This is a genomic window from Streptomyces sp. NPDC107500 (assembly GCF_055582785.1).
The window spans coordinates 161,325-185,478 of record NZ_JBVJPF010000009.1; the positions used below are offsets into that span (position 1 = coordinate 161,325).

Annotated in this window: 24 protein-coding genes and 7 tRNA genes; 10 read left to right on the forward strand and 21 right to left on the reverse strand. The window is 71.3% G+C overall.

Features of this window, described 5'->3' with window-relative positions; translation table 11 throughout:
• Window positions 1-167 precede the first annotated feature (167 nt).
• Window positions 168-1,829 carry a hypothetical protein gene (locus tag ACZ67M_RS32645; protein ID WP_361360846.1) on the forward strand — a complete coding sequence of 554 codons (1,662 nt, stop codon included), beginning with the start codon at window positions 168-170 and terminating at the stop codon, window positions 1,827-1,829.
• Between the two features lie 16 nt (window positions 1,830-1,845).
• Here the strand turns inward: ACZ67M_RS32645 and ACZ67M_RS32650 are convergent, their stop codons facing one another.
• From ACZ67M_RS32650 to ACZ67M_RS32665, 4 genes are all read right to left on the reverse strand, one after another.
• A complete protein-coding gene (locus ACZ67M_RS32650; RefSeq protein ID WP_469853843.1) occupies window positions 1,846-2,394 on the reverse strand; it encodes an HIT family protein in 549 nt (182 codons plus the stop codon).
• 81 nt (window positions 2,395-2,475) lie between these two features.
• Entirely contained in the window at window positions 2,476-4,452 is a 1,977-nt protein-coding gene (gene thrS, locus ACZ67M_RS32655; protein WP_122617216.1) for a threonine--tRNA ligase, read from the reverse strand.
• Between the two features lie 111 nt (window positions 4,453-4,563).
• On the reverse strand, window positions 4,564-5,844 hold the full coding sequence (locus tag ACZ67M_RS32660; protein WP_469853844.1) for a hypothetical protein: 1,281 nt from the start codon (window positions 5,842-5,844) through the stop codon (window positions 4,564-4,566).
• Window positions 5,841-6,407 carry a DUF4365 domain-containing protein gene (locus tag ACZ67M_RS32665; protein WP_234958314.1) on the reverse strand — a complete coding sequence of 189 codons (567 nt, stop codon included), beginning with the start codon at window positions 6,405-6,407 and terminating at the stop codon, window positions 5,841-5,843. The genes ACZ67M_RS32660 and ACZ67M_RS32665 overlap by 4 nt, the downstream gene beginning before the upstream one ends.
• A 171-nt stretch (window positions 6,408-6,578) precedes the next feature.
• Here ACZ67M_RS32665 and ACZ67M_RS32670 point away from each other — a divergent pair, with 171 nt between their 5' ends.
• Window positions 6,579-7,304: a 3'-5' exonuclease gene (locus tag ACZ67M_RS32670; protein WP_361360842.1), complete on the forward strand. Its 726-nt coding sequence runs from the start codon at window positions 6,579-6,581 to the stop codon at window positions 7,302-7,304.
• A 66-nt stretch (window positions 7,305-7,370) separates the two neighbouring features.
• Here ACZ67M_RS32670 and ACZ67M_RS32675 read toward each other — a convergent pair.
• From ACZ67M_RS32675 to ACZ67M_RS32715, 9 genes are all read right to left on the reverse strand, one after another.
• Window positions 7,371-7,442: transfer RNA gene (locus tag ACZ67M_RS32675), tRNA-Val, on the reverse strand.
• A 39-nt stretch (window positions 7,443-7,481) separates the two neighbouring features.
• Entirely contained in the window at window positions 7,482-7,940 is a 459-nt protein-coding gene (locus ACZ67M_RS32680; protein ID WP_382808281.1) for an SRPBCC family protein, read from the reverse strand.
• Between the two features lie 39 nt (window positions 7,941-7,979).
• On the reverse strand, window positions 7,980-10,703 hold the full coding sequence (locus ACZ67M_RS32685) for an exo-rhamnogalacturonan lyase family protein (RefSeq protein WP_469853845.1): 2,724 nt from the start codon (window positions 10,701-10,703) through the stop codon (window positions 7,980-7,982).
• Between the two features lie 139 nt (window positions 10,704-10,842).
• Entirely contained in the window at window positions 10,843-11,454 is a 612-nt protein-coding gene (locus ACZ67M_RS32690; RefSeq protein ID WP_469853846.1) for a hypothetical protein, read from the reverse strand.
• 12 nt (window positions 11,455-11,466) lie between these two features.
• Window positions 11,467-12,357: a carbohydrate ABC transporter permease gene (locus ACZ67M_RS32695; RefSeq protein WP_469853847.1), complete on the reverse strand. Its 891-nt coding sequence runs from the start codon at window positions 12,355-12,357 to the stop codon at window positions 11,467-11,469.
• Window positions 12,354-13,325, reverse strand: coding sequence for a carbohydrate ABC transporter permease (locus tag ACZ67M_RS32700; protein ID WP_392104127.1), 972 nt, complete (start codon window positions 13,323-13,325; stop codon window positions 12,354-12,356). Before ACZ67M_RS32700 ends, ACZ67M_RS32695 begins: the two co-directional genes overlap by 4 nt.
• A 31-nt stretch (window positions 13,326-13,356) precedes the next feature.
• Window positions 13,357-14,658, reverse strand: coding sequence for an ABC transporter substrate-binding protein (locus tag ACZ67M_RS32705; protein WP_392014258.1), 1,302 nt, complete (start codon window positions 14,656-14,658; stop codon window positions 13,357-13,359).
• A gap of 459 nt (window positions 14,659-15,117) precedes the next feature.
• Window positions 15,118-15,189, reverse strand: a tRNA-Val gene (locus tag ACZ67M_RS32710).
• A 79-nt stretch (window positions 15,190-15,268) separates the two neighbouring features.
• Entirely contained in the window at window positions 15,269-15,721 is a 453-nt protein-coding gene (locus tag ACZ67M_RS32715) for a TIGR02611 family protein (RefSeq protein ID WP_361360830.1), read from the reverse strand.
• 191 nt (window positions 15,722-15,912) lie between these two features.
• On the opposite strand from ACZ67M_RS32715, the gene ACZ67M_RS32720 reads away from it, so the two are divergent.
• Window positions 15,913-16,326, forward strand: coding sequence for an SsgA family sporulation/cell division regulator (locus ACZ67M_RS32720; protein ID WP_004002642.1), 414 nt, complete (start codon window positions 15,913-15,915; stop codon window positions 16,324-16,326).
• Window positions 16,327-16,602: 276 nt separating this feature from the next.
• Window positions 16,603-17,163 (forward strand): CGNR zinc finger domain-containing protein, encoded by a 561-nt coding sequence (locus ACZ67M_RS32725; protein WP_361360828.1) that lies wholly within the window; start codon window positions 16,603-16,605, stop codon window positions 17,161-17,163.
• Window positions 17,164-17,252: 89 nt separating this feature from the next.
• Here the strand turns inward: ACZ67M_RS32725 and ACZ67M_RS32730 are convergent, their stop codons facing one another.
• Complete coding sequence (locus ACZ67M_RS32730) at window positions 17,253-17,432, reverse strand: hypothetical protein (protein WP_122617228.1); 180 nt, start codon at window positions 17,430-17,432, stop codon at window positions 17,253-17,255.
• 163 nt (window positions 17,433-17,595) lie between these two features.
• A complete protein-coding gene (locus tag ACZ67M_RS32735) occupies window positions 17,596-18,045 on the reverse strand; it encodes a hypothetical protein (RefSeq protein ID WP_307010602.1) in 450 nt (149 codons plus the stop codon).
• A 189-nt stretch (window positions 18,046-18,234) separates the two neighbouring features.
• On the opposite strand from ACZ67M_RS32735, the gene ACZ67M_RS32740 reads away from it, so the two are divergent.
• Window positions 18,235-18,759 carry a DsbA family protein gene (locus ACZ67M_RS32740; protein WP_361360825.1) on the forward strand — a complete coding sequence of 175 codons (525 nt, stop codon included), beginning with the start codon at window positions 18,235-18,237 and terminating at the stop codon, window positions 18,757-18,759.
• 62 nt (window positions 18,760-18,821) lie between these two features.
• On the opposite strand, the gene ACZ67M_RS32745 is transcribed toward ACZ67M_RS32740, so the two are convergent.
• The 3 genes from ACZ67M_RS32745 to ACZ67M_RS32755 are packed head-to-tail and all read right to left on the reverse strand — an operon-like array spanning window position 18,822 to window position 21,568.
• Entirely contained in the window at window positions 18,822-19,646 is an 825-nt protein-coding gene (locus tag ACZ67M_RS32745) for a GNAT family N-acetyltransferase (RefSeq protein ID WP_385797050.1), read from the reverse strand.
• Between the two features lie 51 nt (window positions 19,647-19,697).
• Window positions 19,698-20,519 (reverse strand): aminotransferase class IV, encoded by an 822-nt coding sequence (locus ACZ67M_RS32750; RefSeq protein ID WP_361360821.1) that lies wholly within the window; start codon window positions 20,517-20,519, stop codon window positions 19,698-19,700.
• The gene (locus ACZ67M_RS32755; protein WP_469853848.1) at window positions 20,516-21,568 is read right to left on the reverse strand and encodes a chorismate-binding protein; all 1,053 of its coding nucleotides are present in this window, start codon (window positions 21,566-21,568) and stop codon (window positions 20,516-20,518) included. The genes ACZ67M_RS32750 and ACZ67M_RS32755 overlap by 4 nt, the downstream gene beginning before the upstream one ends.
• A gap of 176 nt (window positions 21,569-21,744) precedes the next feature.
• Here ACZ67M_RS32755 and ACZ67M_RS32760 point away from each other — a divergent pair.
• The 5 genes from ACZ67M_RS32760 to ACZ67M_RS32780 all read left to right on the forward strand — a co-directional run bounded on the left by ACZ67M_RS32760 (window position 21,745) and on the right by ACZ67M_RS32780 (window position 22,203).
• Window positions 21,745-21,817 (forward strand) — tRNA-Gly (locus ACZ67M_RS32760).
• Between the two features lie 38 nt (window positions 21,818-21,855).
• Window positions 21,856-21,929, forward strand: a tRNA-Cys gene (locus ACZ67M_RS32765).
• Window position 21,930: 1 nt separating this feature from the next.
• Window positions 21,931-22,002: transfer RNA gene (locus ACZ67M_RS32770), tRNA-Val, on the forward strand.
• A 36-nt stretch (window positions 22,003-22,038) separates the two neighbouring features.
• A tRNA-Val gene (locus ACZ67M_RS32775) sits at window positions 22,039-22,110 on the forward strand.
• A gap of 21 nt (window positions 22,111-22,131) precedes the next feature.
• Window positions 22,132-22,203 (forward strand) — tRNA-Val (locus ACZ67M_RS32780).
• A 70-nt stretch (window positions 22,204-22,273) separates the two neighbouring features.
• Here ACZ67M_RS32780 and ACZ67M_RS32785 read toward each other — a convergent pair.
• The 3 genes from ACZ67M_RS32785 to ACZ67M_RS32795 form a co-directional block, all read right to left on the reverse strand.
• A complete protein-coding gene (locus ACZ67M_RS32785) occupies window positions 22,274-22,561 on the reverse strand; it encodes a TFIIB-type zinc ribbon-containing protein (RefSeq protein ID WP_469853849.1) in 288 nt (95 codons plus the stop codon).
• A 101-nt stretch (window positions 22,562-22,662) separates the two neighbouring features.
• Window positions 22,663-23,601, reverse strand: a complete 939-nt coding sequence (locus ACZ67M_RS32790; RefSeq protein ID WP_469853850.1) for a phosphotransferase family protein — start codon at window positions 23,599-23,601, stop codon at window positions 22,663-22,665.
• A 155-nt stretch (window positions 23,602-23,756) separates the two neighbouring features.
• A complete protein-coding gene (locus ACZ67M_RS32795) occupies window positions 23,757-23,939 on the reverse strand; it encodes a hypothetical protein (RefSeq protein ID WP_125490898.1) in 183 nt (60 codons plus the stop codon).
• Window positions 23,940-24,154: the final 215 nt, after the last annotated feature.

A 24,154-nucleotide genomic window follows, 5' to 3' on the forward strand; every position in this document is an offset into this window, starting at 1 on the left:
CGCGACGGCGCGCCCGGCGGCCCGACCCGCGCGCGTGGGGGCGCCTTCCGGCGTCCGGTGACGCGTGCCGCCGGCTGCGGATACGCTGATGACCAGATCAACAGGTGTGCGGGGCACGGAAGTCGGGAAGGCCGCAGGAGCGACAGTGGTGGCGATCGGGGGCGGGAATGGCCGTTGACGGCGGTTACGCGGACTTCTTCGGACCGCAGGTGCCGCGCACGGACGACGGTGGCCAGACGGCCACCTTCGCGCTGGCGTCGGCCGCCTACCGGGACAGCGAGTTGGCGGACATCAAGAAGGCCGACAACGAGTGGCACCAGACGACCCTCAACGCGGGCCGGTCCTGGGCCACGATCTTCCGGCCCAACCTCGGCGAGGCCTTCTCCCGCGCGGTGGCCGACCGCATGCTGGGCAGCGGCCGCAAGCCGCTCATCCAGTCCTTCGGGGCGGAGCCGCAGGTGGTCGTCGAGCACTGCCTGGCGGCCAACGGCATCCGCAGGGCACGCGACGCCCGGCTCTCCATGGTCATCCTGCTGTGCGGTGTGCTCTTCCTGCCCGGGATGCTGATCTGGCTGCTGGGCTTCCAGATCCGCACCACCGTCGCCAAGTCGGAGAACAAGCAGGCCGGTGCGCTGGGCACCGCGGTGCTGCTCGCGATCGCCGCGCTGGCCGTGCTGTTCCTGTTGAAGATGCCCTTCACCGGTTTCTGGGCCTGGTACGCACGCGCGGCGGTGGTCCTGCCGGTCGTGGGCTGGTTCTGGGCGAAGCGGATCTGCGAGGGCACCGCGAGGGACCTCCGCGAGCGCTGGGACAGCCTCCTGTCGGGTAGCGGCGTCGGCGCCAAGGTGCCCGAGGCGGTCCCCAGCAACCCGAACGAGACCTCTGCCGAACAGCTGCGCCAGTCCCTGGCCAAGCTCGGCGCCGAGCAGCAGTCCAACTCCGTCTTCTACGCCGGTCCCAAGGGCATACTCGGCATGGGCACGCGCTGGGGTGGCTGGCACCTCGCCGAGGACCTGGCACCGGCCGACCCGGCGCGCGAGATCCACCCCTTCCGCAGCTGGGACGTCGTGAAGTCCATCCACGACCAGCTGCGCATGCTGGAACGCGGTCCGCTGAACACCGGCGGTTTCACCAAGCCGTCCATACGGCACTGGGTGGTCACGCCGATCGGGGAGAACGCGAAGGCGGTGTCCCGTCCGGAGGGCACGGACGTCGAGGCGTACCAGGTCAAGACGCACGCGATACAGGAGATCTGCAACAAGCAGCAGTTCGGTGCCGGAGACCGGCACTACCTGGGTGTGCAGTGGACGCTGTGGGACGGCCAGTTGGTCATCACCATGCTGATCACGGTGACCGTGCTGCACGAGACGCTGCGCATCGAGGTCACCGGCCATGCGCTCGGCCCGGTGAACCCGCTGTTCACCAGCAAGCCCGAGGCGCCCTCGAAGGAGGTCGCCAAGTCGTTCAAGCCGTGGGAGACGCGCAAGGTGATGCTCCCGCTGGTCACCGCGGGCGAGGTGGTCCGCCTCGCCGTCCGCGCACCGCTGACCTGGTATCCGCCGCTGCTGAACTGGCTCGGCGGCACGATCGGGCTGCCGGAGCCGTTCGGGCTGCGGCACGCGTGGGCGGACCAGCCGTGGCGGCACCGCTTCATGGCCGACGACGCGCTGCGCGCGGCGGCGCCGGTGCTGCGGGTGGTGCACGCGGCGTCGATCAAGGTGCTGGAGGAGAACGGCGTGGACACGGAGAAGTTCGGCATGCGGTCGGCGTTCCTGAGCACGGCCGTGCAGGACGCGACGCCCGGGAAGGCCGACCTCTACAACGCGTAGGTGCCGTCGGCGGGTGCTAGGCGGAGGGCCAGGCCTCCGCCAGCATCTTGCGGGTGTCTCCCAGCAACTGCGGCAGCACCTTCGTGTGGCCGACCACCGGCATGAAGTTGGTGTCGCCGCCCCAGCGGGGCACGATGTGCTGGTGGAGGTGGGCGGCGATGCCCGCGCCGGCCACCGTGCCCTGGTTCATGCCGATGTTGAAGCCGTGGGCGCCGGACGCGGTGCGCAGCGCCGTCATCGCCTGCTTGGTCAGCGCGGCGAGTTCCGCGGTCTCCACGTCGGTCAGGTCCGTGTAGTCGGCGACGTGGCGGTAGGGCACGGTCATCAGATGACCGCCGTTGTACGGGTACAGGTTGAGCACCGCGTACACGTGCTCACCGCGGCGGACGACCAGCCCGTCCTCGTCGGATTTGGCCGGGATCGAGCAGAAGGGGCAGCCGTCGTGGGCGCCCGGGCCGCTCGGCTTGTTCTCGCCCTGGATGTAGGCCATCCGGTGGGGCGTCCACAGACGCTGGAACGCGTCCTGCGTCCCCACTCCCAGCTGCTGCTCCGGCTCACTCGTCATGCGTGCAGCATATGGCGTCGTGTACGGCGGCAGGGAAAGGCCCCCGGGAGATCCCGGGGGCCTGGCCCAGCAAGCCCGCGATCAGACCTGCACCCGCTCCTCGACCACCTTCGCGATCTTCGCGATGGCCTCGTCGACGGGGATGCCGTTCTCCTGGGAGCCGTCGCGGTAGCGGAAGGAGACCGCGTCGTTCGCCATGTCCTCGTCGCCCGCGATGACCATGAAGGGCACCTTCTGCTTCTGGGCGTTGCGGATCTTCTTCTGCATCCGGTCGGAGGAGGTGTCGACCTCGACGCGCAGGCCCTGCCTGCGGGCCGCCGCGGCGAACTTCTCCAGGTGCTCGACGTGCGCGTCGCCGATCGGGATGCCGACCGCCTGGACCGGGGCGAGCCACGCCGGGAAGGCGCCCGCGTAGTGCTCCAGGAGCACCGCGAAGAACCGCTCGATCGAGCCGAACAGCGCGCGGTGGATCATGACCGGACGGGTCTTGGTGCCGTCCGCGGCCGTGTACTCCAGGTCGAAGCGCTCCGGCAGGTTGAAGTCGAGCTGGATGGTCGACATCTGCCAGGTGCGGCCGATGGCGTCCTTGGTCTGCACGGAGATCTTCGGTCCGTAGAAGGCGGCGCCACCCGGGTCCGGGACCAGGGGCAGCCCCTGCTTCTCGGCGACCTGCCGCAGCGTCTCGGTGGCCTCTTCCCACGCCTCGTCGGAGCCGACGAACTTCTCCGGGTCCTTGGTGGACAGCTCCAGGTAGAAGTCGGTCAGGCCGTAGTCGCGCAGCAGGCCGAGCACGAAGGTGAGCGTCTTGTCGAGCTCCTCCGACATCTGCTCACGCGTGCAGTAGATGTGCGCGTCGTCCTGGGTGAAGCCGCGGGCCCGGGTCAGGCCGTGCACGACGCCCGACTTCTCGTACCGGTACACGGTGCCGAACTCGAACAGGCGCAGCGGCAGCTCACGGTAGGAGCGCCCGCGCGCGTCGAAGATCAGGTTGTGCATCGGGCAGTTCATGGGCTTGAGGTAGTAGTCCACGCCCTCGTCGAGCTGCATGGGCGGGTACATGCCGTCGGCGTACCAGTCCAGGTGGCCCGAGGTCTCGAAGAGCTTCCCCTTGGTCGCGTGCGGGGTGTAGACGAACTCGTAGCCCTCCTCCTCGTGGCGGCGGCGCGAGTAGTCCTCCATGACCCGGCGGATGATGCCGCCCTTGGGGTGGAAGACGGCGAGGCCGGAGCCGATCTGCTCCGGGATGGAGAAGAGGTCCAGCTCGCTGCCGAGCTTGCGGTGGTCGCGCTTCTCGGCCTCGGCGAGGAACTCCAGGTGCGCCTTCAGCTCGTCCTTGGTCGGCCAGGCGGTGCCGTAGATGCGCTGGAGCATCGGGTTCTTCTCGCTGCCGCGCCAGTAGGCGGCGGCGTTGCGCATCAGCTTGAACGCCGGGATGTTGCGGGTGGTGGGCAGGTGGGGGCCTCGGCAGAGGTCCTTCCAGCACAGCTCGCCGGTCTTGGCGTCCAGGTTGTCGTAGATCGTCAGCTCGCCGGCGCCGACCTCGACGTCCGCGCCGTCGTCGTGCGACGCGGAGCCCTTGAGGCCGATCAGCTCCAGCTTGTACGGCTCGTCGGCGAGCTCCTCGCGGGCCTCGTCGTCGCTCACCACGCGGCGCGAGAAGCGCTGGCCGCGCTTCTGGATCTCCTGCATCTTCTTCTCGATGGCCTTGAGGTCATCGGGGTGGAAGGGCTTCTCGACGTCGAAGTCGTAGTAGAAGCCGTCCTTGACCGGCGGGCCGATGCCCAGCTTGGCCTCGGGGAACAGCTCCTGCACGGCTTGCGCCATGACGTGCGCGGCGGAGTGGCGCAGGATGTTCAGGCCGTCCTCGGAGGAGATCTCGACGCCCTCGACGGTCTCGCCGTCGCCGACCTCGTAGGCGAGGTCCTTGAGCTCACCGGCCACCCGCGCCGCGACGATCGAGCGCTCGCCGGCGAAGAGCTCGGCGGCCGTAGTGCCCGTCGTCACCACGCGTTCTTCCCGCTCGGAATCGCGTTGGATGATCACACGGACGTCTGACACCGGTCTCTCCTGACTGAAGTGGGGCCGCGGCGCCATACCGGAGCGCACGCATGAGGGCGATCGTACCGACCCGGACCCGTGCACCGCGAAATCATTCCCGGCAGGCGGCCCTCACCCCGCGTCGTAGTCCTCTGCGGCCTCGCCCCCTTCCTCGCCGTCACCGCCGCAGGTCTCCTCGAAGAAGGCCGCCACCTCCACGTGTTCCTGGACCGCCTTGAGCAGCCGGTCCCGCTCCGCGTCGTCGACCTGCACCGGGGCGATCTCGCAGGCCCCGGTGAGCCGGCGGAAGCCGCCCCGGCTCTCCAGCCGCCCCAGCACCCGCACCGGCAGTCCGACGAGGTGGGCGTGGCCCGCGATCCGGTAGGCGTCCTCGTCCAGGGTGATCCGCACGTGCGGCACCTCGGCGCCGGCCAGCACCCGCAGCCGTACGGTGCCCGTGCCGCGCGGTCCGGAACGGCGCATGCGGACGACGGTGCCGGTGATCCGCACCGGCACGGAGGGCTCCGCGCGCAGGTAGCGGGCGGCGGCCTCGCGCAGGGCGGGCAGGTCGCCGGGCGAGAACTCGACGGGTTCGGCGAGGGCGCCGCAGCCCTCGGGGACGCCCGCGGCGGGCGCCCAGTCGACGGCGATCCTGGCTCCCTGGGTGCCACGGACCAGGGCGACCAGCGCCTCGGTCAGCTCGTGGCTGACGCCGGCCCCGACGGCGGCGTCGAAGGCTTCCATGCCGCCGGTGGCCCGCCGGTAGTCGACGGCCTCACGCGCGGCGTACAGGGCCTGGTGGAGGGTTACGGCGAGCGGGCGGCCGGTGGTGACGGGCACGAACGCGGTGAGTCGGCGACCGCCCGGGGCCGTGCCGACCAGCACGTTCTCCAGGGCGGTGGCGGCGGTGCGCCGGTGCCGGGCGCCGAAGTAGCCCGCACGCGCGCGTGTGGCGAGCGCTCCGGCGAGCAGCATCCGGCGGGCGGCGGCGCGCAGCTGTTCCTCGGCGGTCCAGGAGGCGGTGTCGCCGGGTCCGGTCGGCACGTCGCGTGCCCAGCGGATCTCGTCGCTGGGGACGGCGAGTGAGACGAGGATCTCGCGGGCGGCGGGGGTGGCGCTGCGGGACAGGGCGAGCAGCGCCTCGCCCAGCAGGTCCTCGCTGTCGGGGAAGGCGCGGCTGACGGGCACCAGCAGGCTGGTGGCTCCGGCCGCCGGGCCGGGTGGTGTCCAGCGGCCGTAGCGGCCGGGGGCGCCGCCGCGCCGCTGCCAGCCGTGCCGGTGGAGCAGCGCGGTCAGGACGGCCGGGTCGACGGCGGCGGACTCCGGCGGGCGGCCGCCGTCCCAGTCGGTGTCGTCGCCGGCGGGGTGCGGCCGTACGGCGCGCAAGGGTTCGCCGGTCGGGCGGTGCGTCATGGTTTCCCTCCCGTACCGACCCGCGTCATGATCTCGCACAGCGCCCGGTCGTCGAAGACCCGCGCGGTCGGTATCCGCACGGTGGTGCGCCGCCGGCCGGTGACCGGGTGTCCGGCGAGGTTGGTCCAGTAGCAGCAGTGCCTGAGGTCGAGCCGGTCGTGGCCGGCCCGCAGCCACTGGTCCCTGGACCGGGGGACGATCATCACGACCAGGATCTTGTGCACGGAGACCGGGGTGCGGGCGAGCTTCGCCAGGTGGTCGTTGTCCAGCGTGAAGGAGAAGAAGCGGCCGGGCGGCTGCGGCGGAATCTGGTACGTCGCCTTGAGCTGCACCTTGATGGTGACCTCGTCGTCGACCGTGTGCCCGGGGGCGCTGTGGCTGACGTGCCAGTCGATGCCGTTGTCCGGGAAGGGCTGCGAGAGCGAGCAGCCCGCGGCGGCGGCGACCGCGTGGAGGTAGCCGACCTGCAGGGTCTCCATGCAGGCGGTGGTGGCGAGGGAGCCGCGGGTGGGCGCGGTGCGCTCCGGCAGCAGCCCGCCCCGTTCGGGCTGCGCGATGGCCATGACCAACAGCCTTCCAGAACTGGTGTGTCCGTGTCGCGGGCCGCTGAACTGCGAGGACCCGTAATCCTGTTGTGTCCTTCCGGCGTACGTCGCAAACAGCCCGGGTATCACCGAACCGGGACAGAGGACGGCGCGTCAGCCGGTGTGTGTGGACGAGGAGTTGAGTGCCCTATGGCGAGCTGGTTCGAGGGGCCGCTGGCCGCCTTCGACACGGAGACGACGGGTGTGGACGTCGAGACCGACCGGATAGTGTCGGCGGCGCTCGTCGTCCAGGACGCGCCCGGGCTCCGGCCGCGCGTCACCCGGTGGCTGGTGAACCCGGGCGTGCCGGTGCCGGAGTCGGCGACGGCGGTGCACGGGCTGACCGACGAGCATCTGCAGCGCCACGGCCGCTGGCCGGCGCCGGTGATGTACGAGATGGCGGAGGCGCTGGCCGAGCAGGCCCGCGCCGGGCGTCCGCTGGTGGTGATGAACGCGCCGTTCGATCTCACGCTGCTGGACCGCGAGTTGCGCCGCCACCGCGCCTCGTCCCTGGGCCGCTGGCTGGAGCGGACGTCGCTGCACGTGCTGGACCCGAGGGTGCTCGACAAGCACCTGGACCGGTACCGCAAGGGCCGCCGCACCCTCACCGACCTGTGCGCGCACTACGGCGTCGAGCTGGCGGAGGCGCACGACGCGGCGGCCGACGCGCAGGCCTCGCTGGAGGTGGTGCGGGCGGTGGGGCGGCGCTTCCCGGGCCGGCTGGAGCGCCTGTCCCCCGCCGAGCTGCACACGCTCCAGGCGGTGTGGCACGCGGGGCAGGCGCGGGGACTTCAGGCGTGGTTCGCGCTCAACGGCAGCGAGGAGCCGGTGGACCCGGCCTGGCCACTGCGGCCGGACCTGCCCGCGGCGGCGTGAGCCCGGACGCGCGCGTCGGCACACGAAGAAGCCGGTCCGTCGGGTGACGGACCGGCTCTTCCCGGGTGGGCGATACTGGGTTCGAACCAGTGACCTCTTCGGTGTGAACGAAGCGCTCTCCCACTGAGCTAATCGCCCGGGAACGCACCGAACAATACAGGGCCCGGCGCGCTTCCATCAAACCGCTTGCCGACCGGCTTCCAGGTAGGCGGCGAGGCCGCGCCGCCCCGCCCGCATCATCAGCCGGTGGTTGGCCCGGAACAGCGGCCTTCCCGGCACGGCGAGCCGGCGCAGCAGCGGCTTGTGCACTTCGACCTCCTGGTCGTAGCGGGCGAGGGTGCCGGAGCCGCGCGGGGTGACCGTCCAGCGCGCCCACCCCTCCATGTCGCCGCGCATCGCGACCTCCAGGACCCCGGCCGCCGGGTCGCGGTGGCCCTCGTACAGGGTCGCGGTGAGGTCGTACGGGAGCAGGGAGCGGAAGCGGAGGAGTCCGCTGGTGTCGTCGAGCCGGGTGACCTCGCGCACCTGCGGCCACCAGCGGGGGTAGTCCTCGATCCGTTCCAGCGCGCGGTAGACGTCCGGGGCGGGCGCGGGCAGGGCCCACAGGCTGCGGAATCGGTACTGGTTCCAGTCCACCTGTGGAGTGTGCCCGTACCCGCCCGCGTCACGTGCCGTCTAGGGCATCCTGTCGCCGATGAGCGCCAGGTTCTCGATGGCGGCGAGGCCGTAGAGGGCGGTGTCGTTGGTGGACACCCAGCTGGCCTCGCTGCCCGGCACCAGGGTGACGGGGCCGGTCAGCTTCTCCGTCGTCCAGGGCGCCGACTCCTTGTAGCCGTCGGAGTCGTAGAACTTGGCCCACGCGCGCGTGGCGAGCTTCTCGTCGCCGGTCCGCACGGCCGCGTAGGCGTCGAGGCGCGAGTGGCCCTGGAAGAGGATGAGGCTGCCGAAGTCCTTGCCGTACCGGGCCGCTTGTTCGGCCTTGGAGGCGTTGAAGTAACGGCAGTAGTCGTAGTACGCCTCGTGGAACGCGGGCATGTCGACGAGGTCGATCAGCTCCGCGCAGATTTCGCCCAGGCCGAAGACGGCCGACAGGTGGGAGACCTCGACCTTCGGCGTGTCGGCGACGGCGAACCTCCCGGTGTCCAGGTCGTACAGGCCGCTGCCCTGGACGAAGCCGTTGGGCTGGGCGGCGATGGTCTCCATGGTGGACAGGACGCGGTCCCGGGCCTTCTCCCACTTGGGTCCCCTGCGTTCCCACTCGGTCAGCCAGGCCGACGCCAGGCCGCTCCAGTCGGTGCCGAAGCCGATCGACAGGGCGTGCCGGTCGGGTGTGTACGGCTCGGTGCGGATCTTTCGCAGCGGGTCGAGGGCGAGGAAGGTCTCGTCGGAGTCCACGTTGGCGTGCATGAGGTCGCCGACGCGTTCGTCGGCGGTGAGGAAGTAGTAGAAGCGGCGGTAGGTGGTGTTCGCGATGCGTTGCTGCTTGGCGCTGTCCGCGTAGTGCTGGACGCCGTGCCGGGTGCCGAGGCCGGCCCATTCGCCCAGGTGGTAGACGTCGACCTCGCCGGTGTGCCGGGTCATGGCCTCGGCGAAGCGGAAGATGTCGGCCCGGCCGGAGCGGAGGTAGGCGTACCAGAGCCATAGGTCCGGGGAGAGTTCGGAGTTGTCCCAGGCGTAGCCGCCCACGTCGTAGCGCCACTGGTGGCGGGCGGTGTCGTAGGAGTGCATGACGTCGCCGTAGTCCCAGAAGCCGTACCAGCGGCGCTGCTCCACCTGGTCCTTGTAGTAGGCGAAGAGGAAGTCGAGGTGGTCCTCGATCCCGGCCTTGGCGGGCGTGGAGCGGTCGGGTTCGGAGTAGAGGCCGGGACCGAAGACCCTGGACCTGATGAGCTGTGCGGGCGGGGCGGCGAGCTGCGGCGGAGTCCGCACGGCCCGGACCTGTCCGGCGAGGGTGTCCGCGCTCGGGGTGGCGGCGTTGGCCCAGAACATCAGCTCGCTGGTGCGGGCGATGCCGTACGGGGTACCGAAGCCGGGTTCGTAGTCCTCGTAGGTGATGTTGAGCCCTTCGAGCTGTTCGGCGTAGCTGTCCTGGCCCATGCCGTCGTGGTAGAAGCGCAGGTCCATGGGCTGGGCCTCGGGTGACCAGAGCCAGAGGGTGACCTCGGCCGCGTCGGTCCGGGCGTCGCGGATGTCGAGCTGGGCGGGGTGCTTCTCCCAGAAGTCGCGCAGGCCGAAGGAGAGGCCGCCGCTCACGCCGCCGACATAGCCGAAGCCGGAGGCGCGCCGTCCGCCTCCGGCGCCGATCCAGCCGTGGCCCTTCCCGGTGCGCTTGCGGACGGTGAAGCCGTCGGCGGAGAGCTGGGAGAGGGTGTGGTCGCCCCACTCGGGGATGTACTGGAGCCGGGTGGTGACGCGCTGGTCCCAGGTGGCGGGGTCGGGCAGCTTCTCACCGGCGAACTGCGCCGCCTGTACGGCCGCCCCGGGGTCGCGGCGCAGTCCGGTGATGCCCTTGACGGCCTCGCGCAGCAGGCCGGTGCCCTCGCCGCCGAGGCGGATGTGGCGGTCGTAGGACTCGTCGCGCATCGGGACGGTGAAGCGGACGCCGAGGCCCCGGACGAAGTCGCCGTTCGCCTTCCCGGGCTCCTGCTTCCCGTCGAACGTGATGGTGTGCACCATGCGGAAGGAGTCGGCGCCCGCGTAGAAGTAGAGGCGGACGGAGAAGGGCAGCAGGCCGCGGCGTCCCTTGCGGTGCTCGCCGTCGACGCGGACCACGGCGCGGACGGGGCCGTCCTGTTCCACCTTCACCTCGTGGATCGCGCCGTCGAAGCGTTCGGACCTGACCGTGCCCTGCTCGTCGTCCTCGATCTCGGGCCGGCGCAGCACGACGAGGCGGCCGTTCCTGGCGATCTCGGTGGAGCCGCGGACCACCGACTTGACGAGCGTCGACCCCGAGGTGCCGATCCGCGCGGTGATGACGCCGGTCGATATGTCGATGGTGGAGCCGCGCCGGTCGACGGTGATCTTCCGGGTGGGTGCCGCGGGCGTACCGGCGGCCAGGGTGAGTCTGCCGGTGCCCGAACCGACGGCGTGCGCGGTCCACTTCAGGGAGCCGTCCGGCCACTGGGCGAGCGGCCAGGACTGTACGGGTACGTCCTTGCCGTCCGCGTCCGTGACCGCGAAGGACTGGTCCGCCCGGAAGGTGCCCCGGGGCCAGGGGACGCCGACGGTGGAGCCGGGGGCGGCGCCGAGGCCACCGTCCTCCAGCCAGGTCAGCGTGACGGGGCTGTCGTCGGCCACCGCGGCCTGCGCGTTCTTCGTGCCCAGCGCCCAGCTGAACTGGGCGGCGGCGCCGGCGACGGCGGCCGCCTTGAGGAGGGACCTGCGGGGGATGCGGGACATGGCCTTCCTTTCTCGTGACAGGGCTCTTGTGACATGGCTCTGGTGACAGGTCTCTTGCGGCAGGGCTCCTGCGACCCCGTGACTGGCATGCGCATGACAGACAGAGCTACGCGCGGGCACCGCAGTCGGAACGGGCCCGTCAGCGGCGCCGGTGGCGCTTCTCCACGGCGACGGCAGCCGCCGTCACCGCACCCAGGACGACGACCCCCAGCGGTGCGCTGAACCAGGCGGAGCAGACCACGAGGGCCAGTCCGCCCACGAGGAGGAAGGAACCGGCGGGGTCGAGCACGGTGCGCCGGGCGGCAGCGGCGAGCAGCGAACGCCAAGAGGCACCCGGGTGCCAGGCCGCCGCCGCGCGCAGTCCCGCGACGGCCGCGCCGATGAGGGCCATGACCCCGAGGGCGCCCACGAAGGCGCCGCCCGGCAGTCCGTCCCGGACCGCTCGCACGTCCACCCACACCACCGCCAGGGCGGCCCACCCGCCGGCGCCCACGAGCCACCCGCGGCGCGCCGCGGCCCGGAAGTCGGCCGCGAACTCCCGCAGCCCGCCGCGCTCATGGGCGAGCCGGCGCCCGAGGTGGCGCGCGCCGGCCGCGAACGCGGCGGGGTAGGTGACCACCGGCAGCGCCGCCACCGCGATCCACACGCCGGTGAGCAGGCACTCGGCGAACAGGGCGAAGCCCTCGGCGAACCGCGACTCGCCCCGCTCCCCCGCCCGCTCCGTACGGGCCCTCGCACGCGCCTGGGTCATGATCGGCCCACCTCAGCCCTTCAGCCCGGACGTCGCCATGCCGTCGATCAGATAGCGCTGGAAGGCCAGGAAGAAGGCGAGCACGGGCAGCAGCGCGACGAGGGACATGGCGATCATGCCGCCGTAGTTCGCCAGCCCTTCCTGGTCCACGAACATCTTCAGGCCGAGCGAGACGGTGTACTTGCCGGGCTCGTTGAGATAGATCAGCGGGCCCATGAAGTCGTTCCAGGAGTTGATGAAAGTGAAGATCGCGCTGGTGATCAGGGCCGGCCGGCACAGCGGGAGCACGATCGACCAGTAGATCCGGAAGTGCCCGCAGCCGTCGAGGCGGGCCGCCTCGTCCAGTTCCCCGGGCAGGTTGCGCATGAACTGGACCATCAGGAAGACGAAGAACGCCTCGGTGGCCAGGTACTTCCCCAGCAGCAGCGGGGTGTACGTGTTGATCATGTCCAGGTTGCGGAAGAGCACGTACTGCGGGATCAGCAGCACGTGGTACGGCAGCAGGAGCGTGCCGATCATCAGCGTGAACAGCAGATTGCGCCCGGCGAACCTGATCTTCGCGAAGGCGTAGGCCGTGAGCGAGCAGGACACCACGATCCCGATCACGGAACCGACGGCCAGGAACAGCGAGTTGAGGAAGAAGGTGGAGATCGAGATGTCCGCGATGCCGTCCGCGAGGCTCGTGTAGTTGGAGACGATCGGGTCGCCCGGGAAGAGGTCCAGGCTTCCGACGATGTCGCCGCTCTCCTTGAAGGAGCCGCCGACGACCCAGAGCACCGGGTAGAGGATCACCGCGAGGATCGCCAGCGAACCTAGGTGCCAGGCGAGCGAACCCGGCAGCCGGCGCCGCAGGGTACCCTTCGTGACGGGGGCGGACGTGACGTCCGTGGCCTGCGTGCTCATCGGCCGCCCTCCTCGTAGTGCACCCAGCGCTTCTGGGACCAGAACAGCACCGCGGTGACCAGGGCGACCGCGACCAGCAGCATCCACGCCATGGCGGAGGCCAGGCCCATGCGGCTGTTCTCGAAGCCCTGGACGTACAGGTAGCAGGTGTAGACCATCGTGCCGTCCGCGGGACCGCAGGCGTTGCCCCCGGCGCCGCCGCCGACGATGTAGGCGGAGCTGAAGATCTGGAACGAGTGGATCGTCTCCAGCAGGACGTTGAAGAAGAGCACCGGGGAAATCATCGGCAGGGTGATGTTCCAGAACTGGCGCAGCTTGCCCGCCCCGTCGACGTCGGCCGCCTCGTACAGTTCGCGCGGCACCTGCTTGAGGCCGGCCAGGAAGATGACCATGGGGGCGCCGAACTGCCAGACGGTGAGCGCCACCAGGCTGTAGATGATCAGCTGCGGGTCGCCGGTCCAGCCTCCGGCGCCGATCCCGAAGAACTGCTGGGTACGGTCGACGACCGCGTCGTCCGAGAAGATCGCCTTCCACACGATGGCGATGGAGACGCTCGCGCCGATCAGCGAGGGCGCGTAGAAGGCGGCCCGGTAGAAGGCCTGCCCGCGCCGCTTCTGCGCCAGCAGCAGCGCGACACCGAGCGCCGCGAGCAGCTTGATCGGCGTGCCAACGACGACGTACCACAGGGTGATCCGCACCGAATGGCGCCAGCGGGGGTCGCCGAACATCTCGGAGAAGTTGTCCAGGCCGATCCACCTGGGCGCGTCGAACAGGTTGTAGTCGGTGAACGCGAAGTAGAGCGAGGCGACCATCGGTCCCGCCGTCAGCAGCAGGAATCCGGCGATCCAGGGGGACATGAAGAGGTAGCCGGCCAGGTTCTCCCGGCGGCCCCGCCGCTTCTGCGCGGCGGAGCGCGCGGGCTTCTCCGGGGCGGGCCGCGGCCGGGAGTCCCGGGCCGGGCCCGCCATCGCGGGGGCGTGTGTCACGGTGCTCTTCCCCTCAGCCGGCGAGGGCCGTCTTCGACTCGGTGAAGAACTGCTCGACGGCGTCCCCGACGGAGCGTGAGCCGAGGGCCATCTCCTCGGCGATGCGCAGGAAGGCGGCCTCGCAGATGTCCGCGCCGTTCGGGTGCGGGGTGATCGGCTCCAGCACGCCCGACTCGACCAGCGACTCCTCGTAGGCCGCGATGGCCTTGTTCACCGGGTCGGCCGGCCGGTAGGCGTCGTACTGGGCCTGGGTCGTGGGGACACCGCGGTCATAGCCCATGATCTTGGCGACCTCGGGATCGTGGACCATGAAGTCGATGAACTGGGCGACCTCCTTGGGGTGCTGGGTGCGCTTGTAGGCGCTCAGCATCAGCGAGCCGAGGTACTGGCCGGTCTTCTTGCCGTCCGTGGTGGGGATCGGCGCGAGTCCGTACTCGCTCTTGCCCTCCGACGTGTAGCGGACGGTGAAGTTGTCCCAGGTGAACTCGGAGCCGGCCAGTTCGGCGGAGAGCGCCGACTTGGGCTTGATCTGGGCGACCTTCTTGGGGTCGGCGAAGAGGCCGGACCGCACGGCCTTGTCCGCCTTGGTCCACCAGGCGGTCAGATCGGCCTCGGTGAAGCCGAGTCCGTCCTCGGTGAAGAAGGCCTTGCCGTTCTGCCGCAGGTACAGGTCGTAGAGGTACATGACTCCGTACATGCCGCTGTCACCGGCGCGGCCCGTGCGGTCCCGGACCCTCGTCATCGCCTCGTCGAAGTCGTCCCACGTCCAGCCCTGTTCGGGCTTGACGCCGGCCCGGGTGTAGACGGGCTTGTCGATGACCAGGGCCATGGAGTTCGAACCGACGGGCACGCCCAGGAGTTTGCCGTCGATCTCGCCGAACTTCTCCAGGCCCGCGCGGAATCCGTCCATGGAGAGGTTTCCGGCCTCGACCTGCCCGCCGAGGTCGAGCAGGACATTCTTCGCGTCGTATTTGCGAAGGAATCCGATCGCATTCTGGAAGACGTCCGGCGGATTCCCCCCGGAAGCCTGCGTGTTGAACTTCTTCCAGAAGTCGGTGTAAGGCTGAAAGTCCGTCTTGACCTTGATCTTCGGATACTTCTTCTCGAAGAGCGCGATGGTCTTGTTGATGCGCTCGGCCCGGTCCTCGGCACCCCACCAGGAGTAACGGATCGTCACCGAACCGTCTCCCGAACCGCTCCCGCCGCCGCACGCGGTGGCCGTGGCCCCCAGCCCCGTGACGGCCAGCGAAGCTCCCGCCGCCTTGAGGACCGTGCGCCTCCCGACCTGCCTCCGCGCATTCCCGCCCTGCTGCATACGAGCCTCCCCGCGACGCGGCCTTCGCCTCATGAATCGTTTCAAGTAAGCGCTTGCTGGCACAAGGTACGGAGGGCCCGGAAGCTCGTCAACGATTCGGACAGGAATTTACGGGCGCCCGGCACGACGAGGCACAGGAACCATTTCGGAGGTGGCGGCGGAAGTACCCGAGAACAGCCAGGTGGGCGCCGCGCGACCGACGGGCCGAACACCGGGGAGCCCACCGGCACGCGGGCCGCGGAAGGTCACGGTTGGATGACGGCACCCGGAAGCGGAACCGCCGCGCGAACGCGCCGACGGACACCGGGAGCGACCGGCGGACCCGCCGCGGGCGGGCGCGTACGCACCAGGTGACGAGCACGTGCGCACCGGGCGGCGGATGCCGGCCCGCACACCGGACGGCGGACACGACAGAGCGGCCCGGCTCACGATCGTGAGCCGGGCCGCCTGATGATCCGGTGGGCGATACTGGGTTCGAACCAGTGACCTCTTCGGTGTGAACGAAGCGCTCTCCCACTGAGCTAATCGCCCGGACGCAGGAAGAACATTACCCCATGTCAGAGGCGCTCGTGACCAGCCGGTACCGGGACGCCGCGCCCGTCCCGGGCGGTCACTGGTCCTTGATCTTCCAGGGCATCTCGAGGCCGAACTTCCACAGGTAGATCCCGGCGAGCACGGCGAAGATCACCAGCCCGATCGAGGTCAGGATGATGTTCCTGCGGCGCACCCTGGGGTCGAGGGCACGCTGCGCCGCCTCGGTGACCTTGCGCTTGGTCCAGCGCAGCACCAGCTGGGCCCAGACGAACTCGGTCGCCCAGATCGCCATGCCGCCGAAGATCACGACCCAGCCCGGTCCGGGCAGGGGCAGCATGATGATGCCGGCCACCACCACGGCCAGGCCGACGATGAACACGCCGACCTGCCAGCTCAGGTGCAGGGCGCGGCGCGCCTTGATGAAATCCGGTGCCCGCGAGCCGAGCGCGCGCTCGCCCGTGGCGTCGTCCGTCCCCGTACGGTCTTCCGCCACAGCCGCCTCGCCGGGCTTGTTACTCCCCGTGTTCATACGGCCAAACACTACCCGAGCGAAACCTGTCACCGGAATGGGCGCAGGACTCGAACGATCACTCGGCCGGAAGAGTTACGTAAACACACGCAAAACACTCAGAGGGGTTTACAACGGCACCGTAGGTGGCATGTCGATTTCGCCGACGTGCGAATCCCCGAGCGCACACTGAGCGAAAGGCCCTGGCGCTTATGAACACCACGGTCAGCTGCGAGCTGCACCTGCGCCTCGTTGTGTCGAGCGAGTCATCCCTGCCTGTCCCCGCAGGCCTGCGGTACGACACGGCCGACCCCTACGCCGTGCACGCCACCTTCCACACCGGAGCCGAGGAAACCGTCGAGTGGGTGTTCGCCCGCGACCTCCTCGCCGAAGGTCTCCACCGTCCCACCGGGACCGGCGACGTCCGTGTCTGGCCGTCCCGCAGTCACGGCCAGGGCGTCGTGTGCATCGCTCTCAGCTCCCCGGAGGGCGAGGCGCTGCTCGAGGCCCCCGCGAGGGCCCTGGAGTCCTTCCTGAAGCGCACAGACGCCGCCGTGCCCCCCGGCACGGAGCACCGGCACTTCGATCTCGATCAGGAGCTCTCGCACATCCTGGCGGAAAGCTAGGGAGGGGGCTCCGAGTGAAGCCGCCCGTCGCCGTCGACTCGGGGTGACGGCACGGGCCGGGACAACCGCATACGGCACACACGGCGTCGTCGCCGCGGTTCTCCGCGGGGACGGCGCCGACGCGTGTCCCGCCGGGGAACGAAGGCCGGTCCGGTCGCGTTGTAGGGGCAACCGGCGGCCGGGGGCGCGATCGCGGCCGGTCCGCCCGCCGCGGATGGCACTACCATCGGCCAGCATCGGCGGGCGCCCGCCCGACCCCAGGCCAGGGAGCTAAGTGTGCTGATCACCCACGACACCCGGTGCGCGCTCGACACCGTGGTCGATCTGGTGAACTCCGTACCGGAGGACGACACGGCTCCGGACGGGCTGCCGGACGTCGCCGCCCTTCAGGAATTCGTGGGAACGCACGAGATCAGCGACGTCGGCGTGCTCTCGGAACTCGACCTCGCGGCGGTCCTCAAGATCCGCGGGAGGTTCGCCGCGGTCTTCGCGGCTCCCGACGCCCGGGCCGCCGCCGGACTGATCAACGACCTGGTCGCGGCCGCCGGCACCACGCCGCGTCTCACCGACCACGACGGCTACGACTGGCACATCCACTACTTCGCGCCCGGCGCCTCGGTCGCGGACCACCTGGCCGCCGACTGCGGGATGGCCCTGGCCTTCTTCGTGGTCGCCGGTGAGCAGGAGCGGCTGCGGCGCTGCGAGGCCCCCGACTGCCGGCGCGCCTTCGTCGATCTCTCCCGCAACCGGTCGCGGCGGTACTGCGACAGCCGGACCTGCGGAAACCGGTTGCACGTGGCGGCCTACCGGGCCCGGCGCAAGGAGGCCGCGGGCTGAGCGGTCGGCGCGGCCGGGCGGATGCGTGGACCCGCCAGGGTGGTGTGTCGCGGCCCCCGGCGGGTGGCGCCGGGGAGCGCGGGTACGGCTCACAGCAACAGCAGATCGTGCAACGCAGCCATGAGCAGCAGACACCCGATCACCGCTAGGAAGATCATGAGCGGTGGCTGGGAAAGGGCGAAGAGGCAGCCGCGTGGTTCACTCCGTGTCCGCGCGGTTTCGCTCTGTCTCGTGTCCAGCTGGGGATCCAGCTGAGTGGTGTCCGGCATCTCGCGGCGATGATGACGCAGCGGAGCAGGCCTTCGCGATCAACACGCCCGTAACGACCGGGAGTTCGTTGAATGTCGCAATGTCCGGTCGGATCGTGATCGTTACGGAGCACGCGCTGTCGCCCTCGGACCGCTGTGTCGTTTCAGCCCGGGGCGACGGGGGTCATATGCCGTGCTTCTTGAGGATGGCCTCGATGTCGCTGAAGTCGTCCTCGCCACGGGACGCGTTCGCCGGCTTGGGCGCGGGCTTGGCGGCCGGGCTCGCACCGGCGCCCAGCGAGGGTGCGGAGGCGCCCGGCGCCACCGCGTCGCGCTGCGCCGCCGCCCTGGCCTGCTTGCGCTCCTTGCGGGTGCCGCCGCGGCGGCGCTCGACCGTACGCGTGATCATGAAGAGCACCCAGGCCACGCCCAGGACTCCGAACCCGGCCCAGGCCACCGGGCTGAAGGCGGTGTCGGCCAGCCACTCGACGACCCCGGTCATCACCAGGCCGATCGGAACCAGCGCGTAGGCGGCGACACGGACGGCGGTGAGGAAACGCCTGCGGTACGCGGTGACCGCCGCGATGCCCAGGCCCGCCGCGGACACCGCGGAGCAGACGGTCTCGGCAATCATCCGGTCCTCCAGAGCTGGGCCACGTCGGGCATGAGTACTTCGTCCCTTCCATCCTGCACCGCCCGCCCGCGGTGAGGCCATGCCGTGGCCCGAGATCAGGGAGATCTCCGGGTCGGCTCCTCCCCAGGTGCCGGTGCCGGAGGAGGGCCGCGGTCGGGGCTCCTCCCCGTGGGCTGGGAGGATGGGGGCATGAGTGACTCCTCCCCCGCCGGGCCCGCCGCGCCCGTACTCGACGTCTGGTGCGAGCTCCAGTGCCCCGACTGCCACGCCGCCCTGGACGACCTGCGGGCCCTTCGCGCCCGCTACGGCGACCGGCTGGAGGTGCGGCTGCGGCACTTCCCGCTGGCGAAGCACAAGCACGCCTTCGCCGCCGCGCAGGCCGCCGAGGAGGCCGTCGCCCAGGGCAGCGGATGGCCGTACGCCGAGGCCGTGCTGGGGCGCGTGGCGGAGCTGGACCGCAAGGGCGAGGCGCTGCTGGTGGAGGTCGCCGGGGACCTCGGACTGGACGCGGAGGAGTTCGACACCGCCCTCGTCGACGGCCGGCACATCCTGATCGTCGACGCCGACCAGGCCGAGGGCAAGGCGATCGGCGTGACCGGCACGCCGACCTACGTGATCGGCGGCGAGCGCCTCGACGGCGGCAAGAGCCAGGAGGGGCTGCGCGAGCGGATCGAGGAGATCGCGGACCGGCTGCTGGCCGAGCGGCAGGGCTGAGACGCGGAGGGCCGTCCCGTGACCGGCGTCCACCCCCGAGTCGCGCCGGTCCTCCACCGCGCCTACAGCAGCGGTTTGTAGAACAGGGACCGCGTGGTCCGGTAGCCGAGCGACTCGTAGAGGCGCTCGGCCGCGGTGTTCCCCGCGAACACGTTGAGGCCGATCAGGGGCCGGCCGGCGCCGATCGCCCGGCCCTCGGCCAGCAGCATCAGGGTGCGCCCGTGCCCGCGGCCCCGATGGGCCTCGTCCGCCTCGACGTCGAAGACGAAGGCCCGGTCCTCGTGCAGCGCGAGCCAGAGGATCCCGACCCTGGTCCCCTCGTGCTCCAACACGTTGAACAGCGTGTTCTCCGTGGCCAGCCCCCGCGGCAGGAGCACCTCGTGGTCACGGCGGGCCTTGGCGCGCGCTTCGGCCTCCGGCAGCCCCCGCTCCATCCAGGTGCGGGCGTACTGCTCGGACTCGTAGGCCCGCCAGGCCTCGAACTCGTCCGGTGTCATCGGCCGGGCGCGGCTGCCCTCGGGCAGGGCGGGCGGGGTGTCGCCGAGCTGCTTGGTCATGCCGCGGTTGCGCAGGACGTACCCGAGCGCCTGCGCGAGGCGGGCGCCGGCCTCCGCGTCGGCGGCGACGCCCACCTCGATCTGCCGGCAGCCCCAGCCGCGCGCGATCTCCTCGGCGGCGAGCGCGGCCACCGTGCCCCGGCCCCGACGGCGGTCCGGTTCGTCGATGCGCAGCTGCTGGATCACAGCCACCGATTCACCGAGGGAGCGTGAGGTGCCGAGGTGTATGGCACCGACGGGGCGGCTGTTCACGCACACCTGGTAGCGGCGGGAGCGCGTCCCGTCGGCGGCGCGCTGGAGCGGCTCGGTCGGCCGCAGGGTCGTGGTCATCAGGGCAGTTCTACCCATCGAAGAGGCCGAACGGCAGCCCAATATCCGCGCTCAGGGATCCAGGTCGTCCCCGGAGCGCTCCTCGAAGACCCGCATGGCCTTGGCGGTCACCGGTCCGGGAGCGCCCGGGAGTTCGCGGTCGTCTACCCGGTGCACGGCCTGCACGTCCCGCAGCGTGGAGGTCAGGAAGACCTCGTCGGCGCGTTCCAGTACGTCCAGCGGGAGGTCGGTCTCGCGGGCGCCGCTCCACTCGACGGCAAGGGCGCGGGTGATGCCGGCGAGGCAGCCGGAGGCGACCGGCGGGGTGTGGATCTCTCCGTCGAGGACGACGAAGACGTTGGAGCCGGTGCCCTCGCAGAGTTGCCCGACCGTGTTGGCGAACAGCGCCTCGGAGGCGCCCCGTTCCCGGGCGCGGGCCAGGGCGACGACGTTCTCGGCGTAGGAGGTGGTCTTCAGGCCGGTCAGCGCGCCGCGTTCGTTGCGGGTCCACGGCACCGTGATGACGGCCGTGGAGTCGGGGCGGCGGCTCGTCTCCCCGAGGGCCACGACCAGGGTCGGGCCGTGCTCGCCGCGGTCGGAGCCGAGGGGGCCGTGGCCGCCGGTGTAGGTGATGCGGAGCCGTCCCAGCGGCACCGGGTCGGCCGCGAGGACGGCGGCGCAGGCGCGGCGCACCTCGTCGAGGTCGGGGTCGGGCAGGCCCAGGCCGCGGGCCGAGCGCGTCAGCCGGTCCAGGTGGCGGGTGAGCGCGAACGGCCGGCCGGCCACCGCCTTCACCGTCTCGAAGATGCCGTCGCCCACGGTGAGCCCGTGGTCGAGGACGGAGACGCGGGCGGATTCCATGTCCTGCAGCCCGCCGTCGAGCCAGATCTTCACGTCGGTAGCGCCTCTCCACTTCCGGTGACCTCGTACGCCCCCGACGCTACCGCGAGCAGCCGGGACGCCTTCAGTTCGGTCTCCCGCCATTCGCCGTCCGGGTCGGACCCCCAGGTGATGCCGGCGCCGGTGCCGAAGCGCAGCAGCCCCTCGGTCCGGTCGGTCCAGAACGTCCGGATGCCGACGGCCAGCTCGCCGGTGCCCCGGTCCGCGTCGACCCAGCCGACGCCCCCGCAGTACGGGCCGCGCGGCGCGGTCTCCAGGGCGTCGATGATCCGCAGGGCGCTCGACTTGGGCGCGCCGGTGACGGACCCGGGCGGGAAGGCCGCGTCGAACAGCTCCGGCCAGCCGGCGCCCGCGCGCAGTTCGCCGCGTACGGTCGAGACCAGGTGGACCAGGCCGGGGTGCTTCTCGACGGCGCAGAGGTCGGGGACGGTCACACTGCCCGTGGCGCAGACCCGTCCGACGTCGTTGCGGACCAGGTCCACGATCATGACGTTCTCGGCGTAGTCCTTCTCCAGCAGGTCGCCCTCGGTCCGCCCGGTCCCCTTGATCGGCCCGGACTCCACGGCCCGGCCGTCCCGGCGCAGGAACAGCTCGGGCGAGGCGGTGGCGATCTCGACGCCGTGTCCGGGCAGCCGGATCGTGCCGGCGTACGGCGCCGGGTTGCCCCGGGCCAGCAGGGCGGTGAGGGCGTCCACGTCGGCGTCGGGGGCGAGGGGCGCCGAGAGGACCCGGCAGAGGTTGGCCTGGTAGACCTCGCCGGCCGCTATGTGCTCGCGGATACGCCGGACCGCCGCCGTGTACGCGGCGCGGTCGAGGGAGGACGTCCAGTCACCGACGGCGGGTCCGTGCCACCGCCCCGGTGCGGGCGCCGGCACCGGCTCGGTCCGTACGTCCGCGAAGCGTGCGCAGGTCGTACGGCCCTCGAAGTCCGCGCAGACGGCCCAGAAACCCTCGGACTCCAGAGCGGCGGGATCGCTCGTGACGTCGAGGAGGCCGGTGGCGACGCGGTCGCCGAAGCGGGCGAGAGGAGGGAGGTCGTGCACGTGCCCGAGTCTAGGCCGGTGTCCCGGAGGGCACCCGAACGTGTCCTTCCGGGAGCCCTGACCAGGTCCGCGAGGGGACGCACCGCAGCACGCTGCACAAACGCGTTTTTGTACTGGCCCCGGTTTCCGCTAGAGTTCATCACGTCGCCGGCCGCGCAAGCGGACCGAATCGACAGGCGGACGTAGCTCAGTTGGTAGAGCGCAACCTTGCCAAGGTTGAGGTCGCGAGTTCGAGCCTCGTCGTCCGCTCGCAGGAACAGGGGGTCTCCCGGACCTCCTACACTCCTGGTGGAGTGGCCGAGAGGCGAGGCAACGGCCTGCAAAGCCGTCTACACGGGTTCAAATCCCGTCTCCACCTCCAAGGACGATTAGCTCAGCGGGAGAGCGCTTCCCTGACACGGAAGAGGTCACTGGTTCAATCCCAGTATCGTCCACTGGTCCGCAAGGATCACCGATCCGCAAGGATCCCCGCGCGATTAGCTCAGCGGGAGAGCGCTTCCCTGACACGGAAGAGGTCACTGGTTCAATCCCAGTATCGCGCACGCAGCACCGGTAGTACTCCCGGACGATTAGCTCAGCGGGAGAGCGCTTCCCTGACACGGAAGAGGTCACTGGTTCAATCCCAGTATCGTCCACACCCACCGAAGCCCCGGCCGTCTCGTACGGCCGGGGCTTCGTCGTGTCCGGATCGGCCGGAGGGCCGGATCAGCTGGAGAAGAGCATCCGGCCGAAGCCCTTCTGACGGTGGTGACCGTAGTGGCCGTGGCCGCCGTGCGGGGCACCCCAGGCGGGCTGCTGCGCGGCCGGGTACGCCTGCGGGGCGGCGGGCGGGGCCGGCGGCGGAGCGGACTGGGACCACTGGGCCTCCAGGCGGGTCAGCGACTCCAGCTCGCCGTAGTCGAGGAAGATCCCGCGGCAGCCGCTGCACTGCTCGATCTGAACGCCGTTGCGGTTGTAGGTGTGCATCGGTGCGTGGCACTTGGGGCACTGCATGGACGGCTCAACTCCTCGCCGGTCGGTCCTGCTTCGCGTATCGCCAGGACAGACTCTGTCCGGCAGCGGGTCGGTTGCACCCTACTTCGCGGAAATTCGGCTCAACCGCCCGGGGCGCGAGGGCGGACGGCGGCCATGCGCGCGCAGGCGTCGACCAGGGGCAGCTCCACCTCGTCCAGGGGCCGGTTCGCCGCGACCGCCTTGGTGACGGAGCGGGCGGCGGTCTGCACGGTGAGGGCGCGGGCCGGGACGTCCAGCGCGGGCCAGGGATCGCCCTCGGAGGGGACGGCGGGGCCGCCGGCGGCGCGGTATGCGGTCAGGAAGCGGTGCCACTCGTCGGGCGGGAGCAGTCCGCAGGCGTACCAGGCCGCCGGGCGCGCCAGGTCCCAGGCCGGGACGCCGGTGCCGAGGTCGTCGACGTCTATCAGCAGCCAGGGCCCTCCGGGGACGGGGTGGCGGACGAGCTGGCCGAGGTGGAAGTCGCCGTGGACCAGGCCGGCCGCCGCCGGCGGGGCGGCCTCGCCGCGCGCCCAGGCGGGCAGGTCGGCCCAGGCCCGGAGCACGGGATCGGTGGCGGGGTGGTCCGGGGCGCCGGCCCGGAGGCGGGCGACGGCCTGGGCCGCCTTCGAGGGTCCGCGCGTCGCGGGCACGGCGGCGGGCACCGGCGCCCGGTGGAGGCGCGCGAGGAGTACGGCCGCCGCCTCCCAGGGCGCCGCGTCCGGATCCTCGGGGTCAACGGGGGTGCCGTACGGCCAGGAGGTGACGAGCCGCCCGTGCAGCGTCACGGGTGCGGGGGCGAGCGGCGGCAGGAGGACGCCGGGGAGCCCGGCGGCGACCTCGACGCGGAGGGCCAGGGCGGCGGGGTCGGCGTCCGCCGCGTGGGCCTTGGCGACGGCGCCGGCGTGCCGGACGACGGTGGCGTCCGGACGGTCGGCCAGGGTGGTGAGGGTGGCCGCGCCGCAGGCACAGGCCGGGGTGTCGGCGTGGGCCGTCGCCCTGACGCGGGCCGCGAGGGCGGGGAGGAGGGCGTCCGTGGTCACCGGGTGAGGGTACGCACCGCTTCCCCGGACACGGCAATGCCGGCGCAGCTCCCCAGCTGCGCCGGCATTCTTGCCGTCCGCCGCACCCCCGTCCCCACGGGGTTTCATGGATGGATGTCCCCGCCCGGACCGCTCTTCCGGGCCCGGGGCGCCGCTCAGCGCCCCAGCACCACACCCACGGACGACGCTTGTGTGGCCACTGTCTCCCACCCGTCGAAGACGAGGAGGAGCAGGACCGCCAGGGGCAGGGCCATGAGCGTCGCCACCGCGGGGTGGCGGCGGCCCTGACTGCGGGTCTCCCGCGTGCGGACCAGCGTCCGCGGCAGCGTCTGGGCCATGGTCCCTCTCCTGACCGATTCCGTTGTCCTTGGCAGCGGCGGGTGTCTGACCTCGGGGGACGAGTGCTGCCACCCGCCGCTTGACCTCAAATCTAGGTGTCCGGGGATCGCCGGGCGTCATGCCCTCGTACCGATTGCCGGGCCTCCCGGAGGATGAGCCATGACCAGCCGAGTACTCCCCTGGGTGGAGACCGGGTCCCGGGACTCGGGGTCTT